Below are 20422 nucleotides of genomic sequence, written 5' to 3' on the forward strand. Positions count from 1 at the left end.
GGCCAACATGGATACCCGAGATCCACGGTTCAGCGGACTCAGCATCGCTACTGGAGCCGTTCGTTACTCAGACCTCAGCTATTTGATCGCCACACACGATGCCGCTATTAGCGAAGGTTACACAGATTCGATTCTGATCTCTCTGGATCGTGGAACCTGGGGCGCCGGCACTGTGCCATGGCTTGCCTGCTCCGGAACGGTCTGCCATGTGCCGGCAGAACGTTATCTGGTGCTGGGCATCGATGGGTCGATCCGGGCCAGTGGCGGCGGCGTGATAAAGGAAGAGACACCTATTGCCACCTGCGGCGTAGACCCCAAAAAACGCGGCCCTCTGCGTGAAATCCGTGGCATCGCCAAAGGTCGAGCTTATGCCGTAGGCACCTGCCGGCAGGCCTATGTTCGCGAAGACGAAGACCAGTGGCGATGCATCGACCAGAGCGCCCAGGTCGGTGACACCCCGATCACCGACACCAGCTTCGAATCCATCGATGGCTTCAGCGAACAGGAAATCTATACCGTCGGTTGGGAAGGCGAAATCTGGCAATACGACGGTGCCCTCTTCACCCAACAGAACAGCCCGACCAACCTGGCGCTCTACAAGGTTCGCTGCGCGCCGGACGGCTTCGTCTATGCCTGCGGCCAACTCGGCACCTTGCTTCGGGGGCGCCATGACCAATGGGAAATGATCGAACATGAAAGCACCGAGGAAGACCTCTGGGGCATGGAGGTTTTCGATGGGCAGCTTTATGTGTCGTCCACCCATTTCGTCTACCGGCTCGAGGACGGCAAGCTCAAGCCCGTCGACTTCGGCGACGACGTTCCACTGACCTGTTATCACCTGAGCGCGGCCGACGGGATCATGTGGTCCATCGGGCCCAAGGATGTCATGCAGTTCGATGGTTCGACCTGGACGCGGTGCCTGCGAATTGACTAACCCAACGCTCCTGCCCTGCCCTTGCATCAGGAGCGACGACTGATGAACACGCTTCCCGTCGTCCTTGACCTGCATGCTGAAGAAGCCAGCTTCCTAGCTGTCCTGCGTGACTACGCATTGCGCGCGCCACATTACGACCTGGACGACCTCGGCAAACTGGAAGACCGTATCGACGCTCATCTCGATGGCCTGCGTATCGCCGGCCCCGCCGGCCTGGAAACCTTGCTGGCCCAACTCGGCCCACACACGGTTGGCGAGGTATTCGCCAGCGTGGTCCTGGCCTTCCAGGCACACAATACGAACGGGTTGGCGCAACTCAGCGAACACGTGAGAAACGCTGTGGAAACGGAGCGAGGTTATCTGATGGCCCTGGGGTGGCTCGACTGGGAGTGGGTATCGCCCTGGATCGACCGCATGCTCGCCTCCCCCAAGCCCCTGTTCCGCCGCCTCGGCCTTGCCGCTTGCGGTATGCATCGCCACGATCCCGGCGCTGCGCTGCTTACGGAGCTTTCGCAAGCCGACCCCTGTGTGCTGGCACGTGCCGCCCGCACGGCCGGCGAGCTGCGTCGGCATGACCTGATGCCGGCCATTCGTGCCCACCGTCTGCATCCAGATGCAGCGACGCGCTTCTGGGTCAATTGGGCCACCGCACAGACGGGCGATGAACATGCCCTGGAGCCACTGCAACCCTTCGCCGAGCAACCGGGTGAGTTCCAGTACCGTGCGCTCTGCGTCCTGCTGGCCTGGCAACAACGTGAGTACAGCATCGCGTGGACACACCGGTTGATACAGAACCCTGAGCAGCGCCGCATCGGCATCCAGGCCATTGGGCTGCTGGGCGATCCCGTCGGCGTGCCGTGGCTGATCCAACAGATGAGCGACCTGCCTTATGCCCGCGTCGCCGGCGAAGCCTTCAGCCTGATGACCGGCGTAGACCTGGCGCTGCTCAATCTGGAACTGCAGCAGCTGCCGGATTTCGATGCTGGCCCGAACGACGACGCCGAAGACTCCAATGTCGTCATGGACCCCGATGAGAACCTGCCCTGGCCCGACCCGCAGTCCATCACTGTGTGGTGGCAAGCCCATGGAGGCGATTTCCAGGCAGGCGTCGCCTACATACTGGGGTTGCCTCAAAGCGAAAGCAGTTTCAAGCAAGCGCTTGCCCGGGGCCTGCAACGCCAGCGCATCGCCGCCGCCTGTGGCATCGCCCGTTTTCGGCCGACCGACGTGCTTTTCCCTACCAGTGCACCGGTCAGGCGGCAAAAGAAGTGCTGGAACCTCCGGGGCGATTCATCCTTCGGTCGTTAAAAAATCGCAAAAAAATTGCATCAGATAACTGATTGATTTATGAAAGATAAAACTCACATAACAGTTAGTAAGGCTCCAGAAATCATGACTGATTTGAATACCCTGCGCGTCAGCCTCAACAGCGGCACACACGCGTTTGCCGATACCTTGGCCTTTGTCGCTGCCGGCTACGACTACCAGCCTCAAGCCTTCACCAACGGCGGCGTGGAAAACGCTGCCGGGCAGAACGAAGGTTCGTGCAAGACCCTGGGATTGGCGCTGCTGGAAGGCTTGAGCGATCAGCAAGCGCTGCTGGCGTTTGGTGAGCATTACCGTTCGGTGGTGGCCACGCCGGAGGGCAGTGACCATGGCAATATTAGGGCATTGATTACCCATGGGTTGGCAGGTGTGAAATTTGCGGCACAACCCCTGACCCGCAAATCCTGAGTCAAGCATCCCTCCCACACTTAAATTGCAGACATAAAAAACCGGCCTCGCAGCCGGTTTTTTTACTTCAACACTTTAGAAGGCAGCGTCCTTCAAGCCGTCGAGGTAGCGCTCGGCGTCCAGGGCCGCCATGCAACCGGCGCCGGCCGAGGTGATGGCCTGGCGGTACACGTGGTCGGCCACGTCGCCGGCGGCAAAGATACCCTCGATATTGGTGGCGGTGGCGTTGCCTTCACGGCCGCCCTGCACCACCAGGTAGCCGTCTTTGGCTTCCAGCACGCCTTCAAACAACGAGGTGTTCGGGGTGTGACCGATGGCGATGAACACGCCGTCGACTTTCAGTTCATCGAAGCTGCCGTCATTGTTCTTCAGACGGGCACCGGTCACGCCCATGTTGTCGCCCAGCACTTCGTCCAGGGTGGCGTTGAGCTTGAGGATGATCTTGCCTTCAGCAACACGGGCGTGCAGCTTGTCGATCAGGATCTTCTCGGCGCGGAACGTCTCGCGGCGGTGAACCAGGGTCACGGTGCTGGCGATGTTGGCCAGGTACAACGCCTCTTCCACGGCAGTGTTGCCGCCACCGACGACGGCGACCGGCTTGTTGCGGTAGAAGAACCCGTCGCAGGTGGCGCAGGCCGAAACGCCCTTGCCCATGAACGCCTCTTCCGACGGCAGGCCCAGGTAGCGGGCGCTGGCACCGGTGGCGATGATCAGCGCGTCACAGGTGTACACGCCGCTGTCGCCGGTCAGGCTGTAAGGCTTCTTGGAGAAGTCGACTTTGTTGATGTGGTCAAAGACGATTTCGGTCTCGAAGCGCTCGGCGTGTTCTTTCATGCGCTCCATCAGCACCGGGCCGGTCAGGCCGTGGACGTCGCCCGGCCAGTTGTCGACTTCTGTGGTGGTGGTCAACTGACCGCCCGCCTGCATGCCGGTGATCAGCAGCGGCTTGAGGTTGGCTCGGGCAGCGTAGACCGCAGCGCTGTAACCGGCGGGGCCGGAACCGAGAATAATCACTCGCGAATGACGGGTATCAGACATGACTCACTCCTATCGACCGCCCGGACTACAAGGCGGCTGGAATAAAAAAGGACCGCGAAGCACTTGGGGAAGGCTTTAACTCGCAGATCCTGAAAAATAATGGGTGCAGCGTATAGAGGGGGGCAAGATTAAGGAAATACGGAATAACAATCCAGCTCATAGGTGGTCTCTATGCAGTCAGCTCTGCTGATCAACACCTTTGTTACTGCTGATGTCGCCATAGCAGCCACGCTTTCGCCTTGAATGCAAAGCCGGTAAGGTCGGCGCGTTTGTCATCCTGCTCGGAGTTCTCCATGCCCGCCCCTGTCCTTTCCGGCCCGCAGTACCTGCGTGAAGGCCTCAAACTGGTGTTGAGCCCCGGCCTGCGCCTGTTCGTGCTGTTGCCGCTGGCGATCAACCTGGTGCTGTTCGTCGGCCTGATCTACTTCGCCGGCCATCAGTTCAGCCTGTGGGTCGACCATTTGATGCCGACGCTGCCCGGTTGGCTGAGCTTTCTGAATTACCTGCTATGGCCGTTGTTTGTGGTGCTGGTAGTGCTGATGGTGTTTTTCACCTTTACCATGCTCGCCAATATCATCGCAGCGCCCTTCAACGGCTTTCTCGCCGAGAAGGTCGAGGTGGTCGTGCGCGGCACCGATGACTTCCCACCGTTCAGTTGGGGCGAGTTGATCGCCATGGTACCGCGCACCCTGGCGCGGGAAATGCGCAAGCTGGGTTACTTCCTGCCGCGGGCCATCGGTCTGTTTATCCTGTCGTTCATTCCGGTGGTCAACCTGATCGCCGCGCCACTGTGGCTGCTGTTCGGCGTATGGATGATGGCGATCCAGTACATCGACTACCCGGCCGACAACCACAAGCTGGGCTGGAACGAAATGCTCGCCTGGCTGCGCCAGAAACGCTGGCAGAGCATGAGCTTCGGCGGCATCGTCTACCTGGTGCTGCTGGTGCCGGTGGTCAACCTGCTGATGATGCCAGCGGCGGTAGCCGGGGCGACGTTGTTCTGGGTGCGGGAGCAAGGGGCCGAAGCGATGGCGGCGCCAAAGACGATCAAGTCATAAATCCATCATCTGCATGACACAATGACGACATGGCCCACGGTGACACTGTGGGTCATGACGACAGCTTCGCTTCACATCACTCTGATCACCGAAACCTTCCCGCCAGAGATCAACGGGGTGGCCAATACCCTTGGCCGCCTGTGTGACGGTTTGCGCGCGCGCGGCCATCAGGTCGAGCTGGTACGCCCGCGCCAGGGCGCCGACCAGAGCCGCCGCAGTGACGACGGGTTGCTGCTCTGCCGTGGCTGGCCGTTGCCCGGTTATCCGGGGCTGCAGTGGGGCCAGTCGTCAATGCACAAGCTGTTGCGGCGCTGGACGCGCCAGCGCCCGGACGTGCTGTATATCGCCACCGAGGGGCCATTGGGGCTGTCGGCGCTGCGTGCGGCACGGCGCCTGGGGATCAGCGTGGTCAGCGGTTTCCATACCAATTTCCAGCAGTACTCCAATCAATACGGCTTGAGCCTGTTGAGCCGCGTGGTCACGCACTACCTGCGTTGGTTTCATAACCGCTCAAGCTTGACCCTGGTGCCCAGCGCCAGCCAACGCCTGGAGCTGGAGCGTCGGCATTTCGAGCGTCTGGGGATGTTGTCGCGCGGGGTCGACAGCCAGCTGTTTCACCCGGTCAAGCGTGACAATGCCCTGCGTGAACGCTGGGGCTTGGACAACGACGATATTGCCGTGCTGCACGTCGGGCGCCTGGCCCAAGAGAAAAACCTCGGGCTGCTCAAACGATGCTTTGACGCACTACGGGACACGTGTCCACAGCGGCGACTGAAGCTGATCATCGTCGGCGATGGCCCGCAACGCCAACAGCTGGAACGCGACCTGCCCGAAGCGGTGTTCTGCGGCACTCAGCGAGGCGAAGAACTGGCACGTCACTACGCGTCGGGAGACCTGTTTCTCTTCCCCAGCCTGACCGAAACCTTTGGCAACGTGGTACTGGAAGCCATGGCCTCAGGCCTTGGCGTGGTGGCTTACGACCAGGCAGCCGCCACCCAGCACATCCGCCACGGTTATAGCGGTGCGTTGGCGATGCCAGGGGATGAAGGCGCGTTTTGCGATGCGGCCATCTGGCTGCTGGAAGAGCGCGAGAACCTGCGCCGGGCCCGGCTCAATGCGCGCCAGCATGCCAGTCGCCAGGGTTGGCCGGCGATTGTCGAGCAGTTCGAGCGCCAGTTGCGCGGGGTATGCGAGGACGAGCACCCAGTGCCCGTCCTGGCCCCACTTAAACCAAAGTCGTCAACGCCTCACGACTGAACGGCAGGATGTCACCCTCGCGGCCTTCACGCACCTTTACGGCCCAGTCCGGGTCGACGAGCAGCGCGCGGCCCACGGCAACCAGGTCGAACTCGTCGTTGTTCAGGCGCTCCAGCAACTTCTCCAGGCTGGCCGGCTGCGCGACCTTGTCGGTATTGACCATGAACTGCAGGAACTCGCCATCCAGGCCGACGCTGCCGACGGTAATGGTTGGCTTGCCGGTGAGCTGACGCGTCCAGCCGGCCAGGTTGAGGTCGGAACCTTCGAATTCCGGCTCCCAGAAACGACGTGTAGAGCAGTGGAAAATATCCACGCCAGCGTCGGACAACGGCTTGAGGAATTCACCCAGCGCTTCGGGGGTCTTCACCAGGCGCGCGGTGTAATCCTGCTGCTTCCACTGGGAGAAACGGAAGATGATCGGGAAGTCCGGACCAACGGCCGCGCGGGTGGCCTGGATCAACTCGATGGCAAAGCGTGAACGGTTGGCCAGGCTGCCGCCGTACTCGTCGGTGCGCTGGTTGGTACCTTCCCAGAAGAACTGGTCGATCAGGTAGCCGTGGGCACCGTGGATCTCCACACCATCCATGCCGATACGCTGGGCGTCCTGGGCGGCCTGGGCAAAGGCGTTGATCACGTCCTGGATGTCCTGGACGGTCATGGCGTGGACGACCACATTACCGTCCTTGAGTTTTTCCATCGGACCGTAGCCTGGCACGCTGGCGTCAGGCTCGGTGCCGGCCCGCCGCACACTGCCCACATGCCAGAGCTGAGGGACGATCTTGCCGCCTTCGGCATGCACGGCCTCGACCACTTTCTTCCAGCCGGCCAGCGCAGCCTCACCGTAAAAATGCGGGACATTCGGGTAACCGTTGGAGGCCTGGTGATCGACCACAGTACCTTCGGTGATGATCAGTCCCACACCGGCAGCCGCGCGGCGGCGGTAGTACTCGATGACGTTGGAGTCGGGCACGCCGCCTGGGGAAAACGAGCGGGTCATCGGCGCCATGACCACGCGGGTCGACAGTTGCAGTGCGCCGAGCTGGAATGGTTTGAACAAGGCTTGGACAGGCATGGGGCACTCCACAGGAGACGAATTTTATGACATGGATAATATGGCGAGCGCACCGCACTGAGTAGCACTATTGATCTGGGTGATTAAGGCTTAGAAATGCCGCCACCCTGTAGGAGCGAGCTTGCTCGCGCCTACAGGGGTGGGGTCAGCTCAGGGCTTTTTCGATGGCTTGGACGACGGCCGGATCGTCTGGCGCCGTACGCGGCGAGAAGCGCGCAAGCACACGACCGTCTTTACCCAGCAGGAATTTCTCGAAATTCCAGGTGATGTCCCCGGGAAACTCGGCGCCCTCCCCCGCCAGCAAGCGATACAGCTGGTGACGATCGGGGCCGTTCACATCGAGCTTGCCGCCCAGGAGAAAGGTCACCCCATAGTTCAGGCTGCAGAACTCGCGAATCTCTTCTTCGGTCCCGGGCTCCTGGCCGGCAAACTGGTTGCACGGCAGGCCAAGCACGGTAAACCCTTGCCCTTTGTACGTTTCATAGAGCGTTTCCAACGCCGCGTATTGCGGGGTCAAGCCACATTTGGAAGCCACGTTGACCACCAGCACAACTTGCCCCTTGTAGGGCGCCAGCGGCAGCTCTTGTCCGTCTAAAGTTTTGAGTTTCAGGTCGTGGAAAGCACTCATGACGAACTCCAGATATCCCATGTTCTTTGCATTGCGGCGTTTCGAGATTACAACCCGCAAGCCTGCAATCATAGACGCCGATGACAAAACTCGCCTGCGGTTACTGAGCAGTCGGCCACGGCAAAATCGGAATTGCCGTCACGGCATTCTGCGGGCTGCCTTCGATCAGGCGGTCGCTGTAGACCAGATAGACCAGGGTATTGCGCTTCTTGTCGAGGAAGCGCACCACCTGCATGGTCTTGAACACCAGCGAAGTGCGCTCCTTGAACACTTCATCACCATCCTTGAGCTCGCCCTTGAAGCGGATCGGGCCCACCTGGCGGCAGGCAATCGAGGCTTCGGCGCGGTCTTCGGCCAAACCCAGCCCGCCTTTCACGCCGCCGGTCTTGGCGCGCGAAAGGTAGCAGGTCACGCCGTCGACCTTGGGGTCGTCAAACGCTTCGACCACGATCCGGTCGTTGGGGCCGACAAACTTGAACACCGTCGACACTTGGCCAATCTCTTCGGCCGAGGCCAACAGCGGCAGGGCCAACAGCAGGCCGAGCAATCCCGTCATCACGCGCATCGTGTACTTCCTATGGTTAAACCAGGATCAGGTTGTCGCGGTGAACCAGTTCCGGTTCGGCCATGTAACCCAAGAGTCCGACAATCGCGTCAGACGATTGTCCAATTATTTTCTGCGCTTCCAGCGCACTGTAGTTGGCCAGGCCACGGGCGATCTCGCGCCCATCAGGCGCGACGCACACCACCATCTCGCCACGGCGGAAACTGCCCTGCACCAGCTTGACGCCCACCGGCAGCAGGCTCTTGTTGCCCTGGGACAGTGCCGATACTGCACCATCGTCCAGCACCAGGGTGCCACGGGTCTGCAAGTGCCCGGCCAGCCATTGCTTACGTGCCGCGAGCATGCCGCGTTCCGGCGACAGCAGCGTACCGATGCGCTCGCCTGCCTTGAGGCGGTCCAGCACACGCTCCAGGCGCCCGCCAACGATGATGGTATGGGCGCCAGAACGCGCGGCCAGGCGCGCAGCGCGCAGCTTGGTCTGCATACCACCACGCCCCAGGGCACCGCCGACGCTACCGGCCACGGCATCCAGCGCAGGGTCGTCGGCGCGCGCTTCGTAGATCAACTGGGCATTGGGGTTGTTACGCGGGTCGGCGTCGAACATGCCGTCGCGGTCGGTGAGGATCACCAGCAGGTCGGCCTCCACCAGGTTGGCTACCAGCGCAGCCAGTGTGTCGTTGTCGCCAAAACGGATTTCGTCGGTGACCACCGTGTCGTTCTCGTTGATCACCGGGATCACCTTGAGCTCCACCAGGGCGCGCAAGGTGCTGCGCGCATTGAGGTAGCGCTTGCGGTCGGACAGGTCGTCGTGGGTCAGCAGGATCTGCGCCGTGTGCCGGCCGTGCTCGGCGAAGCTGGATTCCCAGGCTTGCACCAGGCCCATCTGGCCAATGGCGGCGGCGGCTTGCAGTTCGTGCATCGCGCTGGGTCGCGCGGTCCAGCCGAGGCGGCTCATCCCGGCGGCAACCGCCCCGGACGATACCAGCACCAATTCCACGCCCGCTGCATGCAAGGCCACCATCTGCTCAACCCAGACACTCATGGCTGCGCGATCCAGACCTTTGCCATCCGCCGTCAGCAGCGCACTTCCGATCTTCACGACCCAGCGCTGCGCACCTGTCACTTTGCTCCGCATCATCTTCAACCTTAGAGTGAGGGCCGCGCGACCCAGCGCCGCCCATAACGTTATTCGTGACTACGTAATACCCAGATACCAAAACGCCGCTCAATTGAGCGGCGCTTAAGTTTACTGCAACGAATCAGTCGCGCACGTAAATGATTTCCGGACCGTCTTCATCATCCACGTCTTCCTCGTCCCAATCGTCGTCACCGATGTCATGGACCGACTTCACGCCGCTGCGGCGCAGGGCACGCTGGTCGTCCAGGGCTTGCAGCTGGGCGCGGGCTTCGTCTTCGATCTGCTGGTCGAGCTCGGCCAGTTCAGCCTTGTAGACCGGGTCGGCCGCCAGGCGGTCGGCGCGGTCTTCCAGGTAGCGCATGATGTCGCGGGTCAGGCGCTCGGTGCCTTCTTTGGCGATGGCCGAGATCACATACACCGGGCCGGTCCACTCCAGGCGGTCGACGATTTCCTTGACGCGCTCCTCGTGTTCTTCTTCGAGGATCTGGTCGCACTTGTTCAGCACCAACCAACGATCACGCTCAGCCAGGGCCGGGCTGAACTTGGTCAGTTCGCTGACGATCACTTCAGCGGCATCCGCCGCGCTGGTTTCATCCAGTGGCGCCATGTCGACGAGGTGCAGCAGCAAACGGGTACGGGACAAGTGCTTGAGGAAGCGAATCCCCAGGCCGGCACCATCGGAAGCGCCTTCGATCAGGCCGGGAATGTCGGCGATCACGAAGCTTTTCCAGCGGTCAACGCTGACCACGCCCAGGTTCGGGACCAGGGTGGTGAACGGGTAGTCGGCGACTTTCGGCTTGGCGGCCGAGACCGAGCGGATGAAGGTGCTCTTGCCGGCGTTCGGCAGGCCCAGCAGGCCCACGTCCGCGAGTACTTTCATTTCCAGCTTGAGGTCACGCTGCTCGCCCGGCTTGCCTGGCGTGGTCTGGCGTGGAGCACGGTTGGTACTGGACTTGAATCGGGTGTTACCCAGACCGTGCCAGCCGCCCTGCACAACCATCAGCTTCTGGCCGGCCTTGGTCAGGTCGCCGATCACTTCCTGGGTCGCAGAGTCGATGATCGTGGTGCCGACCGGTACGCGCAGTACCAGGTCTTCGCCTTTTTTACCGGTGCAGTCGGTGCTGCCGCCGTTGGAGCCACGCTCGGCATCGAAGTGCCGGGTGTAACGGTAGTCGACCAGGGTGTTGAGGTTTTCGTCGGCCATCATGTAGATGGAACCGCCGTCACCGCCGTCACCGCCGTTCGGGCCCCCGTTTTCGATGAATTTTTCGCGACGGAAACTCATGCAACCGTTACCGCCGTCGCCTGCTTTTACTCGGATGGAAACTTCATCAACGAACTTCATAACAAAACGCCTCTCGCCGCACGGACGAGCTTAAAAAACCAAGACATAAGACTCTTGCAAAAATGAGCGCAGCGACCTCAAACAGCGACCGCGTATCCTGCTGCTCTCGCCCATTACAAACAGCTTTGCAAGAGACTCACTCCATAAACGAAAAAGCCCCGTCGCAAGACAGGGCTTTTCCAGCGATCTCGCAATTAAGCTGCGACAACGCTCACGTAACGGCGGTTGAACGCGCCTTTTACTTCAAACTTGATCACGCCTTCGATTTTCGCGAAGAGGGTGTGATCTTTACCCATGCCTACACCGTAACCGGCGTGGAATTGGGTGCCGCGCTGACGCACGATGATGTTGCCCGGAATGATTTTCTGGCCGCCATACATCTTAACGCCAAGGCGTTTGGCTTCTGAGTCGCGACCGTTACGGGTACTACCACCAGCTTTTTTGTGTGCCATGAGTCAATTCTCCTAGTGAGGAATTAGGCTGAAATTAAGCCTGAATACCGGTGATTTTGATCTCGGTGTACCACTGGCGGTGGCCCATACGCTTCATGTGGTGCTTACGACGACGGAACTTGATGATGCGGACTTTATCGTGACGACCTTGGGAGATCACTTCAGCCACAACGGTAGCGCCAGCAACGACTGGAGCGCCGATGTTCACGTCATCGCCATTGGCGACCAACAGAACGCGATCAAAAGTCACGGATTCGCCGGTAGCGATTTCCAGTTTTTCGATCTTCAGGTATTCACCTGGGGCGACCTTGTATTGCTTGCCACCAGTAACAATTACTGCGTACGACATGGTATTTCTCCGATAATCCTGCTCACCCAGCGCTTTATAAGAAGAGGTATTGGCTGGCATGGCTGCATGGGATGGACGTCCCGAATGCAATTGCGTAAGGCAGGTGCTGCCCAGGAAGTTCAGGGTGCGCGATTGTACGCAAGGCTTTGACGCGTTGCAAGTGGCCGTCCATCGCGCCTTGACACCTGGGGGCCTGGGTCCTAGCATGCCGCGCAACCCTTCTGGAGCGACTGTCGCTGATGCAACCCCAAGCTTTCTACCGCGCGGTCGCGGACGATTTTAGCGCCGTCGACGGCATCATCAAGCAGCAGCTGACGTCTAAAGTGCCGCTGGTCTCCAAAATTGGTGACTACATTACGTCGGCGGGCGGTAAACGCCTGCGTCCTTTATTAGTGTTGCTGTGTGGCAAGGCCCTGGGCCGCGAAGGCGATGACCTGCGCCTGCTGGCCGCCACCATCGAATTCCTGCACACCGCCACCCTGCTGCATGACGACGTGGTCGACATGTCCGGCATGCGCCGTGGTCGCGAGACGGCCAACGCGATGTGGGGCAACGCCCCCAGCGTATTGGTCGGCGACTTCCTGTACTCGCGCTCGTTCGAAATGATGGTCGAGCTGGGCTCGATGCCGGTGATGAAGATTCTTTCCCAGGCCACGCGCATCATCGCCGAAGGCGAAGTGTTGCAACTGTCCAAGGTACGCGACGCCAGCACCACCGAAGAAACTTATATGGAAGTGATTCGCGGCAAGACCGCGATGCTCTTCGAAGCCTCCACCCACAGTGCCGCCGCGCTGTGTGGCGCCACCGCCGAGCAGGCCGAAGCCCTGCGCACCTTCGGTGATCATCTGGGCGTGGCGTTCCAGTTGGTCGATGACCTGCTCGATTACCGCGGCGACGCCGAGACCCTGGGCAAGAACGTCGGTGACGACCTGGCCGAGGGCAAGCCGACCTTGCCGCTGATCTACACCATGCGCGAAGGCACGCCGGAACAGGCTGCCCTGGTGCGCAAGGCGATCCAGAAAGGCGGCATCGAAGACCTGGAAAGCATCCGCGCTGCCGTGGAAGCCTCCGGTTCACTGGATTACACCGCGCAGCTGGCACGTGATTACGTGGCCCGTGCAATCACGTGCCTGGAAGCCCTTCCAGCCAGCGAATACCGGGATGCCCTGGTCGAGCTGAGCGAGTTTGCGGTCGCGCGTACCCACTGACCCCCTCACTGCAGGAGCAAGCTTGCTCGCGAACAACGCCAACGATAACGTGCTCATTCTGATGTGACGCGGTGCATTTGAGTTCTTCGCGAGCAAGCTCGCTCCTGCAGGGTTAGCCACTTCGCCGCTAAAACCCTATACAATGTGCGACTTCTAGCCATCCTGACTGTCAAGGAGCCTTAGTGAGCACGTTGCCACCCTGCCCGAAATGCAATTCCGAATACACCTACGAAGACGGCGCCCAGCTGATCTGCCCGGAATGCGCCCATGAGTGGTCCGCCAGTGGCGAGGCCGAAGTGGCCAGCGATGAATCCGTGAAGAAAGACTCTGTGGGCAATGTCCTGCAGGACGGCGACACCATCACTGTGATCAAGGACCTCAAGGTCAAGGGTACGTCCCTGGTCGTGAAAGTCGGTACCAAGGTCAAGAACATCCGTCTATGTGACGGCGACCACGATATCGACTGCAAGATCGACGGTATCGGCCCGATGAAACTCAAGTCCGAGTTCGTGCGCAAGGTCTGAATCTGCTGCATCCATCCCGCGCCCGCCGCGGGATGGCGTTTTGCCCTCCCCCTTGATCCCCCTCACTGCCCATTCAGAAAAAACACGAAACTGCCAATAGGCACTTGCTATTCTACTAATAAGAATTATTCTCATTGAAACCCATCAAGGAGATGCAACCCATGACTTATTTGATAGATGCCTGGCTGGATCGCCCACACCCTTACCTGCGGATCCTGCATCGGGAAACCGGCGAAGTCTGTGCGGTACTGGAAGAAGAAGCGCTGAATGAACTGCAGGACCAGGGCGACCTGGACGTCATTGGCCTGAGTTCAAGTGAACCCGGTGTGCTGAAAGAGGTGGTGCGCAACCTGTTTCTGTTCTGCTATGCCCGAGCGTTGCGCCCGACGACGGAACTCAATGGCAAGTTCCATCCATGAAAAACCCGGCAACCCCCTGTGGGAACGAGCGGACTCGTTCCCACGGGTAGCCAGCAGGTCTTACAGAACGTCGAGCAGCTCGACGTCGAACACCAGAACGCTGTGCGGCGGGATGCTGCCAACGCCTTGGGCGCCGTAAGCCAGTTCGCTCGGCACGTACAGGCGCCATTTGCTGCCGGCATTCATCAGTTGCAGGGCTTCGGTCCAACCGGCGATCACGCCGCCGACCGGGAATTCAGCAGGCTGGCCACGCTCGTAGGAGCTGTCGAATACAGTGCCGTCGATCAGGGTGCCGTGGTAGTGGGTACGCACTTGATCTTCACGGGTCGGCTTGGCGCCGTCACCTTGAGTCAGCACTTCAAATTGCAGGCCGGAAGCCAGGGTGGTGATGCCATCACGCTTGGCGTTTTCAGCCAGGAACGCCAGGCCCGCACCGACGGCTGCTTCAGCCTTGGCTGCGGCTTCGGCTTGCATGACTTCACGGATCACCTTGAAGCTGGCGGCCATTTGCTCTTGGTCAACGCGGCTTGGCTTGCCGGCAAACGCGTCGGTCAGGCCAGCCAGGATCGCGTCCAGGCTCACACCAGGCGGCGGGTTGTCACGCAGTTGGTCGCCCAACTGACGGCCGATACCGTAGCTGACGCGGGTTTCGTCGGTGGACAGATTAACTTCGGACATGAAGAGGCTCCGCTGTAGGGCAACACTGAAAACCGTCACGAGAGCAGGTTTTTTCGTACAGCCCAGAACTAAAAGGGCCCGCAGACTAGCACACAAGGCCAGCCCATGATGAGCCCCCTCGCGGGCCATTATGTATCTACCACCGAGCCCGTAACGTGAGGCAACAAGCTAAAGCTCCCTGCATTATGGAGTTTTAGACATGACCGCCACCCCGCTGGACCACCCTCCCACTTTCGAGGAGATACGCAACAACCTGGGGCTGATCAGCGATTACCTGCTGGAAGGCACCCCTATCGCGGCGCAGAGCAAAGCTGAAGAGCTCATCGAGTTGGAGCGCCTGAACCAGGTCCTCAAGACCAGCAATCAAGCACTGCTGCACAGCGCTCGTCTGCTGTATCAGTCCGTCGAAGACAGCCACCTGGATAACGAGCAGGGCCAGGCGCTGCTCAGCGAATTGAACGCCGAGCTGGTCACAAAACTCAATGAACTCGATCTGCGCCACCAGATCGAGAACAAGAGCCGCAAGTCCTACCTCACATTCGAAGCCGGCGTCACGGCCCTGAAGCAAGAGGCCAGGCTGCGCATCAAGGATCGGTTGCTGCACCCGGAATGGATCAAAACGCTTGAAAAAATAAGCCTGGGCCCAGAGGCACGACCCGGTCTGTATGCACTGACGTTCACCTACCAGGATTTACCCGTCGAGGTCGCCGGGGCCTTTGTGCTCACCGCGCAGGCCACGCCTGTGGTCGAAGACCTGAGCGGCGATGTGAAGGTTGGGCCCATCCTGTTGTTTCTACCCTCGCGCGGCCTGGAAGCCTTTGACTCCCTGAGCGAACTCGACACTTGGCTGCAGCAATCGCTGCACAGTACCGCTCGACGCCAGGCCTTCATCGACTGCCTGCCACAGCGCTACCACGGGCTCAGCGCAGCCGGCATCTGGCCCCTGGCGCTTGAAAAAATCAACGGCGAGCCGCTGTTTGAACACCTCTATAACGCTCGTATAAACAAACGCAGCCTGGACATCGAGCGGGCGCTGAGCCTGATCGACAACCCCGAACACAGCGGCAAACGGCTCTATCAACAGTTGGACCAGGCCATTGCCGCCGCGCTGCCCACCTACGACCAACGCCTTGCACTGCATGCCCAAGCCTTGCTGGAACGCAGCCTGCGCTACAGCGCACCGGGCTGGTATCGCAGCGCCAATGCCACCCAGCAGACACGGCTGGCCGAACACATCCAGCAGTACAACCAGGCACGCCAGGCACTGAACGAGTTTTTTGGCCCCGCTGCCTCACCGCAGGCGCTGGCCCGCTATCAATTGATCGAACAGCTCGACCTCGATCTGGATATCCAGGATTTCAATCCCGATCAACTGTGGGTCACCGCACAGCGTCACGTACAGGGCGTTGGCGACTACGAACATAAAAAATCCCTGACCGAACTGGCCCTGCGCGGCCTGCACAGCACTGATGAGCAACCGGGCTCGGACTTTCTGCAAAGGACCACCCTCAGCTATGCAGACAAGCCGATGCCCGAGCACTACGCAGAGCTCACACCCAGCTATCTCGTGCAGTTGCTCAACACCGTGCAACCGCGCCTGGCGTTCCCCCAGGTCCAACAGGGCATTCACAGTAAACCGGGACTCAAGGGCGCCATCCGGCACATGCTGGATCGGCGCATCAACTGCCTGGCCTATGCCGCCCTGCTGCAAAACCACATCACCGAGGCGGACTACCAATTGATCCAGCAACTGCGTGAAGGCAGCGACCCACGCCTGAGCGCATCAACCCTGTCCCTGCACGATGCCCAGCTCCAGGACCTCTGGGTGTTGCGCCAAGTGGATGCCAACGGCAGGCCAATGCGCCTGCTGCTGTGCACCCCATCAGCGCCCAGGGCGGAACAATTCATGGCGTTCGACAGCGAGATCGCCTGCCAGACCCACGTGCTGGGCTGGAGCCGGGATAACGGCGCACCTCCCGGCAGGCACACCATGACCGACTACCTGCTCGAACGCGTGGCCCTGCGGTTTCGCCTGGCCATGGCAAAAACCCTGATGGGCCTGAGCTTCAAACCCCACGAGCAGGAGTACAAGGAAGTCAAATTCGACAGCCCCTGCAACCACGCCGATTGCCTCACCAGCATGGCCGAACACTTCCTCGCCACCCAAGTGGATGACCAACGCTCCAGCACACCCTCCTGGTTTACTTCCACCAGCGCCGCCCATCGCCGCAAGCTGCTGACACTGGCCGATGACGCCGAAGGCGCATTGCGCACCTACAATGCCGACCCGCAATCGGAGCATGCCTTTGCGACATTCGAGGCGTATCTGCACCAACACGCGAAAACCGCGCTCAACGGTCTGCTCGGCCGCCAACAAAACGATGTGGACCCGAATGAAGTGTGGGCCTACTACCCAAGGCACGTGGGGACGGCGACCCCGCCACCGGTCAACTACACCACGTTGTACCGCGACGGGTATGACGACAGCATCGGTTTTCTGAACGAGGCATTCTCACAGTCCGCCACGTTCAAAGGTCCCGAGGGCGTCGACCTCAGCCCGTTGACCGCGCAAAAGGTCGCTGCCTCGGTGCGGGGTACCTGGATCGGCCAACGCTATATCAACGAAGTGCGCAGCAAGCTGCAAAACGCCAACAGCCCAGGCTATGCAAAACGCCGCGATGCGACCCTGGCAATCACGCAATTGCAGATGCGCAATGCCGCTCTGGAATGCCAGCTCAAAGGCCATATCAGCAGCATCGACCTGGCTTGGCTTGACGCCAGCATTCAAAGCATGGGCGACACATCGGCCGCCGTTCGCGCCCGGTACCCGATTCATCGCCTGAGGATAGACGGTGACTGGATCATCGATACTTTCCTGTTCAGCCATGGCGACGATCCGGTGTTGCTCTACACCCCCAATGCCCCCGATCACATCGCCTTTCGCGAAGCACGGCTGTTCAACCACACCCTGAAAAAGATCGACGGCATGGTCGGCTACCTGACCGAGCGAGCGCCCATCCAATCGCGTACGCGCGTCGGGCAATTCCTGAAAACTGCCCGCGAGCAACTGCCCGAGCACATCAATCGAACCACCCCCAGCCCACCTCGTTACGACAGCCTTGCACGTGTCACGCCGCTTAAGGACTTACGGCACGAACTGTACAACCTGAAACTGCAACGCAAGATAGATGATGTCCTTGCCACCACCCCGCAGCGTACCCAGATGATCACGAACATCGTGTGGAGCTGTGTTGAATGGGTGGCCGCGATTGCGACCGCCCCCTTTCCCATCCTGAGCCTGGGCACCGGCCTGCTGCTGGCCTTCAAGGACGCCATGTTGGCTCTGGAGGCTTACCATCAGGGCCACAACGATGCCGCCCTCCAGCATTTGCTCGGTTACCTGTTCAACGCCGGCGGTGCCTTGTTTACCGACCTGCGTCCCGCCCTCGGCTCGATCAGGATGTCTGGCATCCGCGTACGCCCAAGCCTGCACGGCACACCCGATGCCCAGGCCATCGCACATACCCGCACCCTGCAAACCCCGCAGCCGTCGCCAGAAAACATGCAGCCCGTGCTGTTCCGCAGTGAGTGGTACTGGGCGCCCACTGCCCCGGATCCCTTGGGCCGTTACCTGCTGTTTCGCCCAGACGCCGCCAGCGGTCAGTTGCGATCAACGGCGCGCCTGGTGGAAAAAACCACCGACGGTCGCTGGCAGCGCTCCGGGGTCGCAGGCGGCGCCCCAAAATATGAAAAACTGCCCGACGGCGCCAATGCACTCAAGGCTTACGAGATCGATGCACAACACTGGCGAGATGTGGAACGACTGCTCGCGCCCGACTTCAGGCGGTCGCTGATCACGGATGACCCGGTGTTTCCCCCCATGTACTTCATCGATAAACACCGTGAACATATGGCGCCGATTCACCAGGCCTACCTCAAGCAGGTCGATACCCTGAGCCGGGACGCCGAAGCATTTTTCTCCGTGCCAACGCCCGCCGCCCCGCGCCCTTCACGCCCGCCACTGGCCAGCGACGCGGCTCACCCGCAGATCCTCGAGTCACTGTTCAAGCACAGCGACGGGCTGGTGATCGGCGAAGTGAGCGAGTCGATCGCCAGCAAGCAGTTTCTGATCGACAACATGGCGCAACTGGCCAGGCAGGGCGTCAAGCGCCTCTACATCGAACACCTGCCTAACGACGTGTTCCGCCTCAAGCTGCTAAAGCTCAACACCAAGGGCTCCTCCCGGCATATCGAAAAACACCTGGGCCGCGTGGACCGCACCTTCGGCCTGGGCGACGGGGCTTCGCCGTCCTACCTGAACCTGATGAAAGCGGCGCGCAGGCACGGCATTGAACTCAAGGCCCTGGATGCCGCAACGTCGTATGACATGAACCATGCCTTCCACATCATCGAAAACGCCAAGTGGCCACCGCGCGCCAATGGTTTGCGCAATTTCTACTCGCATAAAGCAATCAACGCCGACCTGGCCGAGCAGCCGAGAACACGCTGGGTGGCCCTGGCTGAACACAGCCGGGTGCGCACCTCTGAGCAGATACCCGGGCTGGCCGATTTGCACACGGCAATCGGCCTGCGTATCGACGACGTCAACACCGATTCGGCAGTGGGCCTCTGGAGCGATCCAGTGGATTTCAGGCTGACCCTGAAAACCTCATACCAGCCCCCCGCGCCTGCCGCTGCACTGCCGCCGCCTCTGGTCCCCAGCACTGCGGCGTTGCCCGAGCCGACTCACTTCAACACATTCGATGTCGCGCCAGCTTTCAGGGAGCCTCTGCGCGAGCTGCAGATGACGCACAGGGGCCTGGACTCGACCTACGCACCGGCGCTGCCGGAACTGCAAGAGCCCTTCAGCGCCTTTACCCAAACGCGGCGCCGCCTCTACAGCGCCGCCGAAGAGTATTTCAGCAGCTACGTGCCTCCCGCCAAAGCTACGCTGCCCGATACGGCCCTGCTGCGCACAGAACGAGATTTTATCCAAGCGGCCTACACCTATGCCCCAGGCCTGGTGATCGGCGAAGCTCATGCCTCGGAGTCGGCCAAGAAGTTTCTCATCGAGCACATGGCGGACCTGAAAAAACAGGGCGTACAAACCCTGTATGTCGAACATCTGCAAACGGACTTGCACCAACTCGAACTCAACCTCTTCAACCAGACAGCAACAATGCCCGACAGCCTGAAAGCCTTTCTCCAACGCCAGGATTTCGGGCACATGCGCTTTTACGATGGCAAGACCGTCCACTACCAAGGCCCCTACACCTATACCAATATCCTGCAAGCAGCCAACAAACACGGGATCCGCGTTCAAGCCATCGACTGCGCCGCAAGCTACAACCTCAAAGGGCTCAGGGGGCGTCACAGTCGCTCCTGGATCCCGACGTCTTGCGCAACTCGATGTTCAGCTACTTCGCCTCCCACGCTATCCAGGCCGACCAGGCCGCACACGGGGCGCACAAGTGGGTGGCGTTCATGGGCAGCGCCCATACGGACACCTACCTGGGCATTCCGGGCCTGGCGCCCATGCAAGGCGTCCTCAGCCTGCACATACGCGACACCGCCACCCGCCTGGCAAAAGGATTTGAACCGGGGGCCTGGCAGGTTTTCAGCGAAACCAAATGGCGAGCCCTACGCAGCGATTTCGTGCTGAACGTGGGGTTCGAGCGCATAAAAACCCCGGAGCCGTTCGTACCCGTGGACCGCTCACGCCTGAAGGACATCGGCCATTTCCTGATTGAACGCCCTACCCCTGAACAGACGAACCTGCTGCACAAATCCAACAGCGGCCAGATTGTCTCCACGCCCATCCAGATCGATGACGCGGGGCACTTCTTCATCGACCGTTGGGAGGCGCTGAAAGACCAGCGGTTCCTGACGCAGGACAGCCTGATCCAGGCACTCAGAAACGTCATACAACTGACTCCGGCACCGTAACCGCAGCCCATTGCCCTTGTTCGACAGGAACCTGGGCAATGGCGCTCACGCACGCTGTAACGCCTATGCAAAAAACC

Annotated in this window: 19 protein-coding genes; 10 read left to right on the forward strand and 9 right to left on the reverse strand. The window is 60.6% G+C overall.

Going from position 1 to position 20422, the window contains the following annotated elements:
- Positions 1 to 208: 208 nt before the first annotated feature.
- The 3 genes from AB4O05_RS27750 (at position 209) to AB4O05_RS27760 (ending at position 2668) form a co-directional block, all read left to right on the forward strand.
- Positions 209 to 934, forward strand: coding sequence for a beta propeller repeat protein (locus AB4O05_RS27750; RefSeq protein ID WP_460134073.1), 726 nt, complete (start codon positions 209 to 211; stop codon positions 932 to 934).
- A 42-nt stretch (positions 935 to 976) separates the two neighbouring features.
- Entirely contained in the window at positions 977 to 2242 is a 1266-nt protein-coding gene (locus tag AB4O05_RS27755; protein WP_460134072.1) for a TIGR02270 family protein, read from the forward strand.
- A gap of 84 nt (positions 2243 to 2326) precedes the next feature.
- Positions 2327 to 2668, forward strand: coding sequence for a HopJ type III effector protein (locus AB4O05_RS27760; protein ID WP_460134070.1), 342 nt, complete (start codon positions 2327 to 2329; stop codon positions 2666 to 2668).
- Between the two features lie 75 nt (positions 2669 to 2743).
- Here the strand turns inward: AB4O05_RS27760 and trxB are convergent, their stop codons facing one another.
- Positions 2744 to 3706 (reverse strand): thioredoxin-disulfide reductase, encoded by a 963-nt coding sequence (gene trxB / locus AB4O05_RS27765; protein WP_025858049.1) that lies wholly within the window; start codon positions 3704 to 3706, stop codon positions 2744 to 2746.
- 293 nt (positions 3707 to 3999) lie between these two features.
- On the opposite strand from trxB, the gene cysZ reads away from it, so the two are divergent.
- Positions 4000 to 4764 (forward strand): sulfate transporter CysZ, encoded by a 765-nt coding sequence (gene cysZ, locus AB4O05_RS27770; protein WP_460134069.1) that lies wholly within the window; start codon positions 4000 to 4002, stop codon positions 4762 to 4764.
- Between the two features lie 54 nt (positions 4765 to 4818).
- Entirely contained in the window at positions 4819 to 6021 is a 1203-nt protein-coding gene (locus AB4O05_RS27775) for a glycosyltransferase family 4 protein (RefSeq protein WP_460134067.1), read from the forward strand.
- Here AB4O05_RS27775 and AB4O05_RS27780 read toward each other — a convergent pair.
- From AB4O05_RS27780 to rplU, 7 genes are all read right to left on the reverse strand, one after another.
- On the reverse strand, positions 5990 to 7093 hold the full coding sequence (locus tag AB4O05_RS27780) for an NADH:flavin oxidoreductase (protein ID WP_460134066.1): 1104 nt from the start codon (positions 7091 to 7093) through the stop codon (positions 5990 to 5992). The two genes, AB4O05_RS27775 and AB4O05_RS27780, sit on opposite strands and share 32 nt — an antisense overlap.
- A gap of 145 nt (positions 7094 to 7238) precedes the next feature.
- Positions 7239 to 7721 carry a glutathione peroxidase gene (locus AB4O05_RS27785; RefSeq protein WP_460134064.1) on the reverse strand — a complete coding sequence of 161 codons (483 nt, stop codon included), beginning with the start codon at positions 7719 to 7721 and terminating at the stop codon, positions 7239 to 7241.
- Between the two features lie 100 nt (positions 7722 to 7821).
- Positions 7822 to 8286 carry a CreA family protein gene (locus AB4O05_RS27790; RefSeq protein ID WP_460134063.1) on the reverse strand — a complete coding sequence of 155 codons (465 nt, stop codon included), beginning with the start codon at positions 8284 to 8286 and terminating at the stop codon, positions 7822 to 7824.
- Positions 8287 to 8302: 16 nt separating this feature from the next.
- The gene (gene proB, locus AB4O05_RS27795; RefSeq protein WP_460137725.1) at positions 8303 to 9421 is read right to left on the reverse strand and encodes a glutamate 5-kinase; all 1119 of its coding nucleotides are present in this window, start codon (positions 9419 to 9421) and stop codon (positions 8303 to 8305) included.
- Between the two features lie 124 nt (positions 9422 to 9545).
- Positions 9546 to 10769 (reverse strand): Obg family GTPase CgtA, encoded by a 1224-nt coding sequence (cgtA, locus tag AB4O05_RS27800; RefSeq protein WP_003176048.1) that lies wholly within the window; start codon positions 10767 to 10769, stop codon positions 9546 to 9548.
- Between the two features lie 194 nt (positions 10770 to 10963).
- Positions 10964 to 11221 carry a 50S ribosomal protein L27 gene (gene rpmA, locus AB4O05_RS27805; RefSeq protein ID WP_003176049.1) on the reverse strand — a complete coding sequence of 86 codons (258 nt, stop codon included), beginning with the start codon at positions 11219 to 11221 and terminating at the stop codon, positions 10964 to 10966.
- Between the two features lie 34 nt (positions 11222 to 11255).
- Positions 11256 to 11570 carry a 50S ribosomal protein L21 gene (gene rplU / locus AB4O05_RS27810; protein ID WP_003176051.1) on the reverse strand — a complete coding sequence of 105 codons (315 nt, stop codon included), beginning with the start codon at positions 11568 to 11570 and terminating at the stop codon, positions 11256 to 11258.
- A 239-nt stretch (positions 11571 to 11809) separates the two neighbouring features.
- Between rplU and AB4O05_RS27815 the strand changes: the two genes are divergently transcribed.
- From AB4O05_RS27815 to AB4O05_RS27825, 3 genes are all read left to right on the forward strand, one after another.
- Positions 11810 to 12778 (forward strand): polyprenyl synthetase family protein, encoded by a 969-nt coding sequence (locus tag AB4O05_RS27815; RefSeq protein WP_460134061.1) that lies wholly within the window; start codon positions 11810 to 11812, stop codon positions 12776 to 12778.
- A gap of 182 nt (positions 12779 to 12960) precedes the next feature.
- Entirely contained in the window at positions 12961 to 13302 is a 342-nt protein-coding gene (locus AB4O05_RS27820; RefSeq protein ID WP_020296444.1) for a zinc ribbon domain-containing protein YjdM, read from the forward strand.
- Positions 13303 to 13463: 161 nt separating this feature from the next.
- Positions 13464 to 13721, forward strand: a complete 258-nt coding sequence (locus AB4O05_RS27825) for a PA4570 family protein (protein ID WP_460134060.1) — start codon at positions 13464 to 13466, stop codon at positions 13719 to 13721.
- A gap of 60 nt (positions 13722 to 13781) precedes the next feature.
- Here AB4O05_RS27825 and AB4O05_RS27830 read toward each other — a convergent pair whose 3' ends face one another.
- A complete protein-coding gene (locus AB4O05_RS27830; protein WP_460134058.1) occupies positions 13782 to 14399 on the reverse strand; it encodes an FKBP-type peptidyl-prolyl cis-trans isomerase in 618 nt (205 codons plus the stop codon).
- Positions 14400 to 14598: 199 nt separating this feature from the next.
- Between AB4O05_RS27830 and AB4O05_RS27835 the strand changes: the two genes are divergently transcribed.
- Positions 14599 to 20061 (forward strand): dermonecrotic toxin domain-containing protein, encoded by a 5463-nt coding sequence (locus AB4O05_RS27835; protein WP_460164822.1) that lies wholly within the window; start codon positions 14599 to 14601, stop codon positions 20059 to 20061.
- Positions 20055 to 20345 (forward strand): hypothetical protein, encoded by a 291-nt coding sequence (locus AB4O05_RS27840; RefSeq protein ID WP_460164823.1) that lies wholly within the window; start codon positions 20055 to 20057, stop codon positions 20343 to 20345. The genes AB4O05_RS27835 and AB4O05_RS27840 overlap by 7 nt, the downstream gene beginning before the upstream one ends.
- Positions 20346 to 20422: the final 77 nt, after the last annotated feature.

This window comes from Pseudomonas sp. S1_G07 (assembly GCF_054668565.1).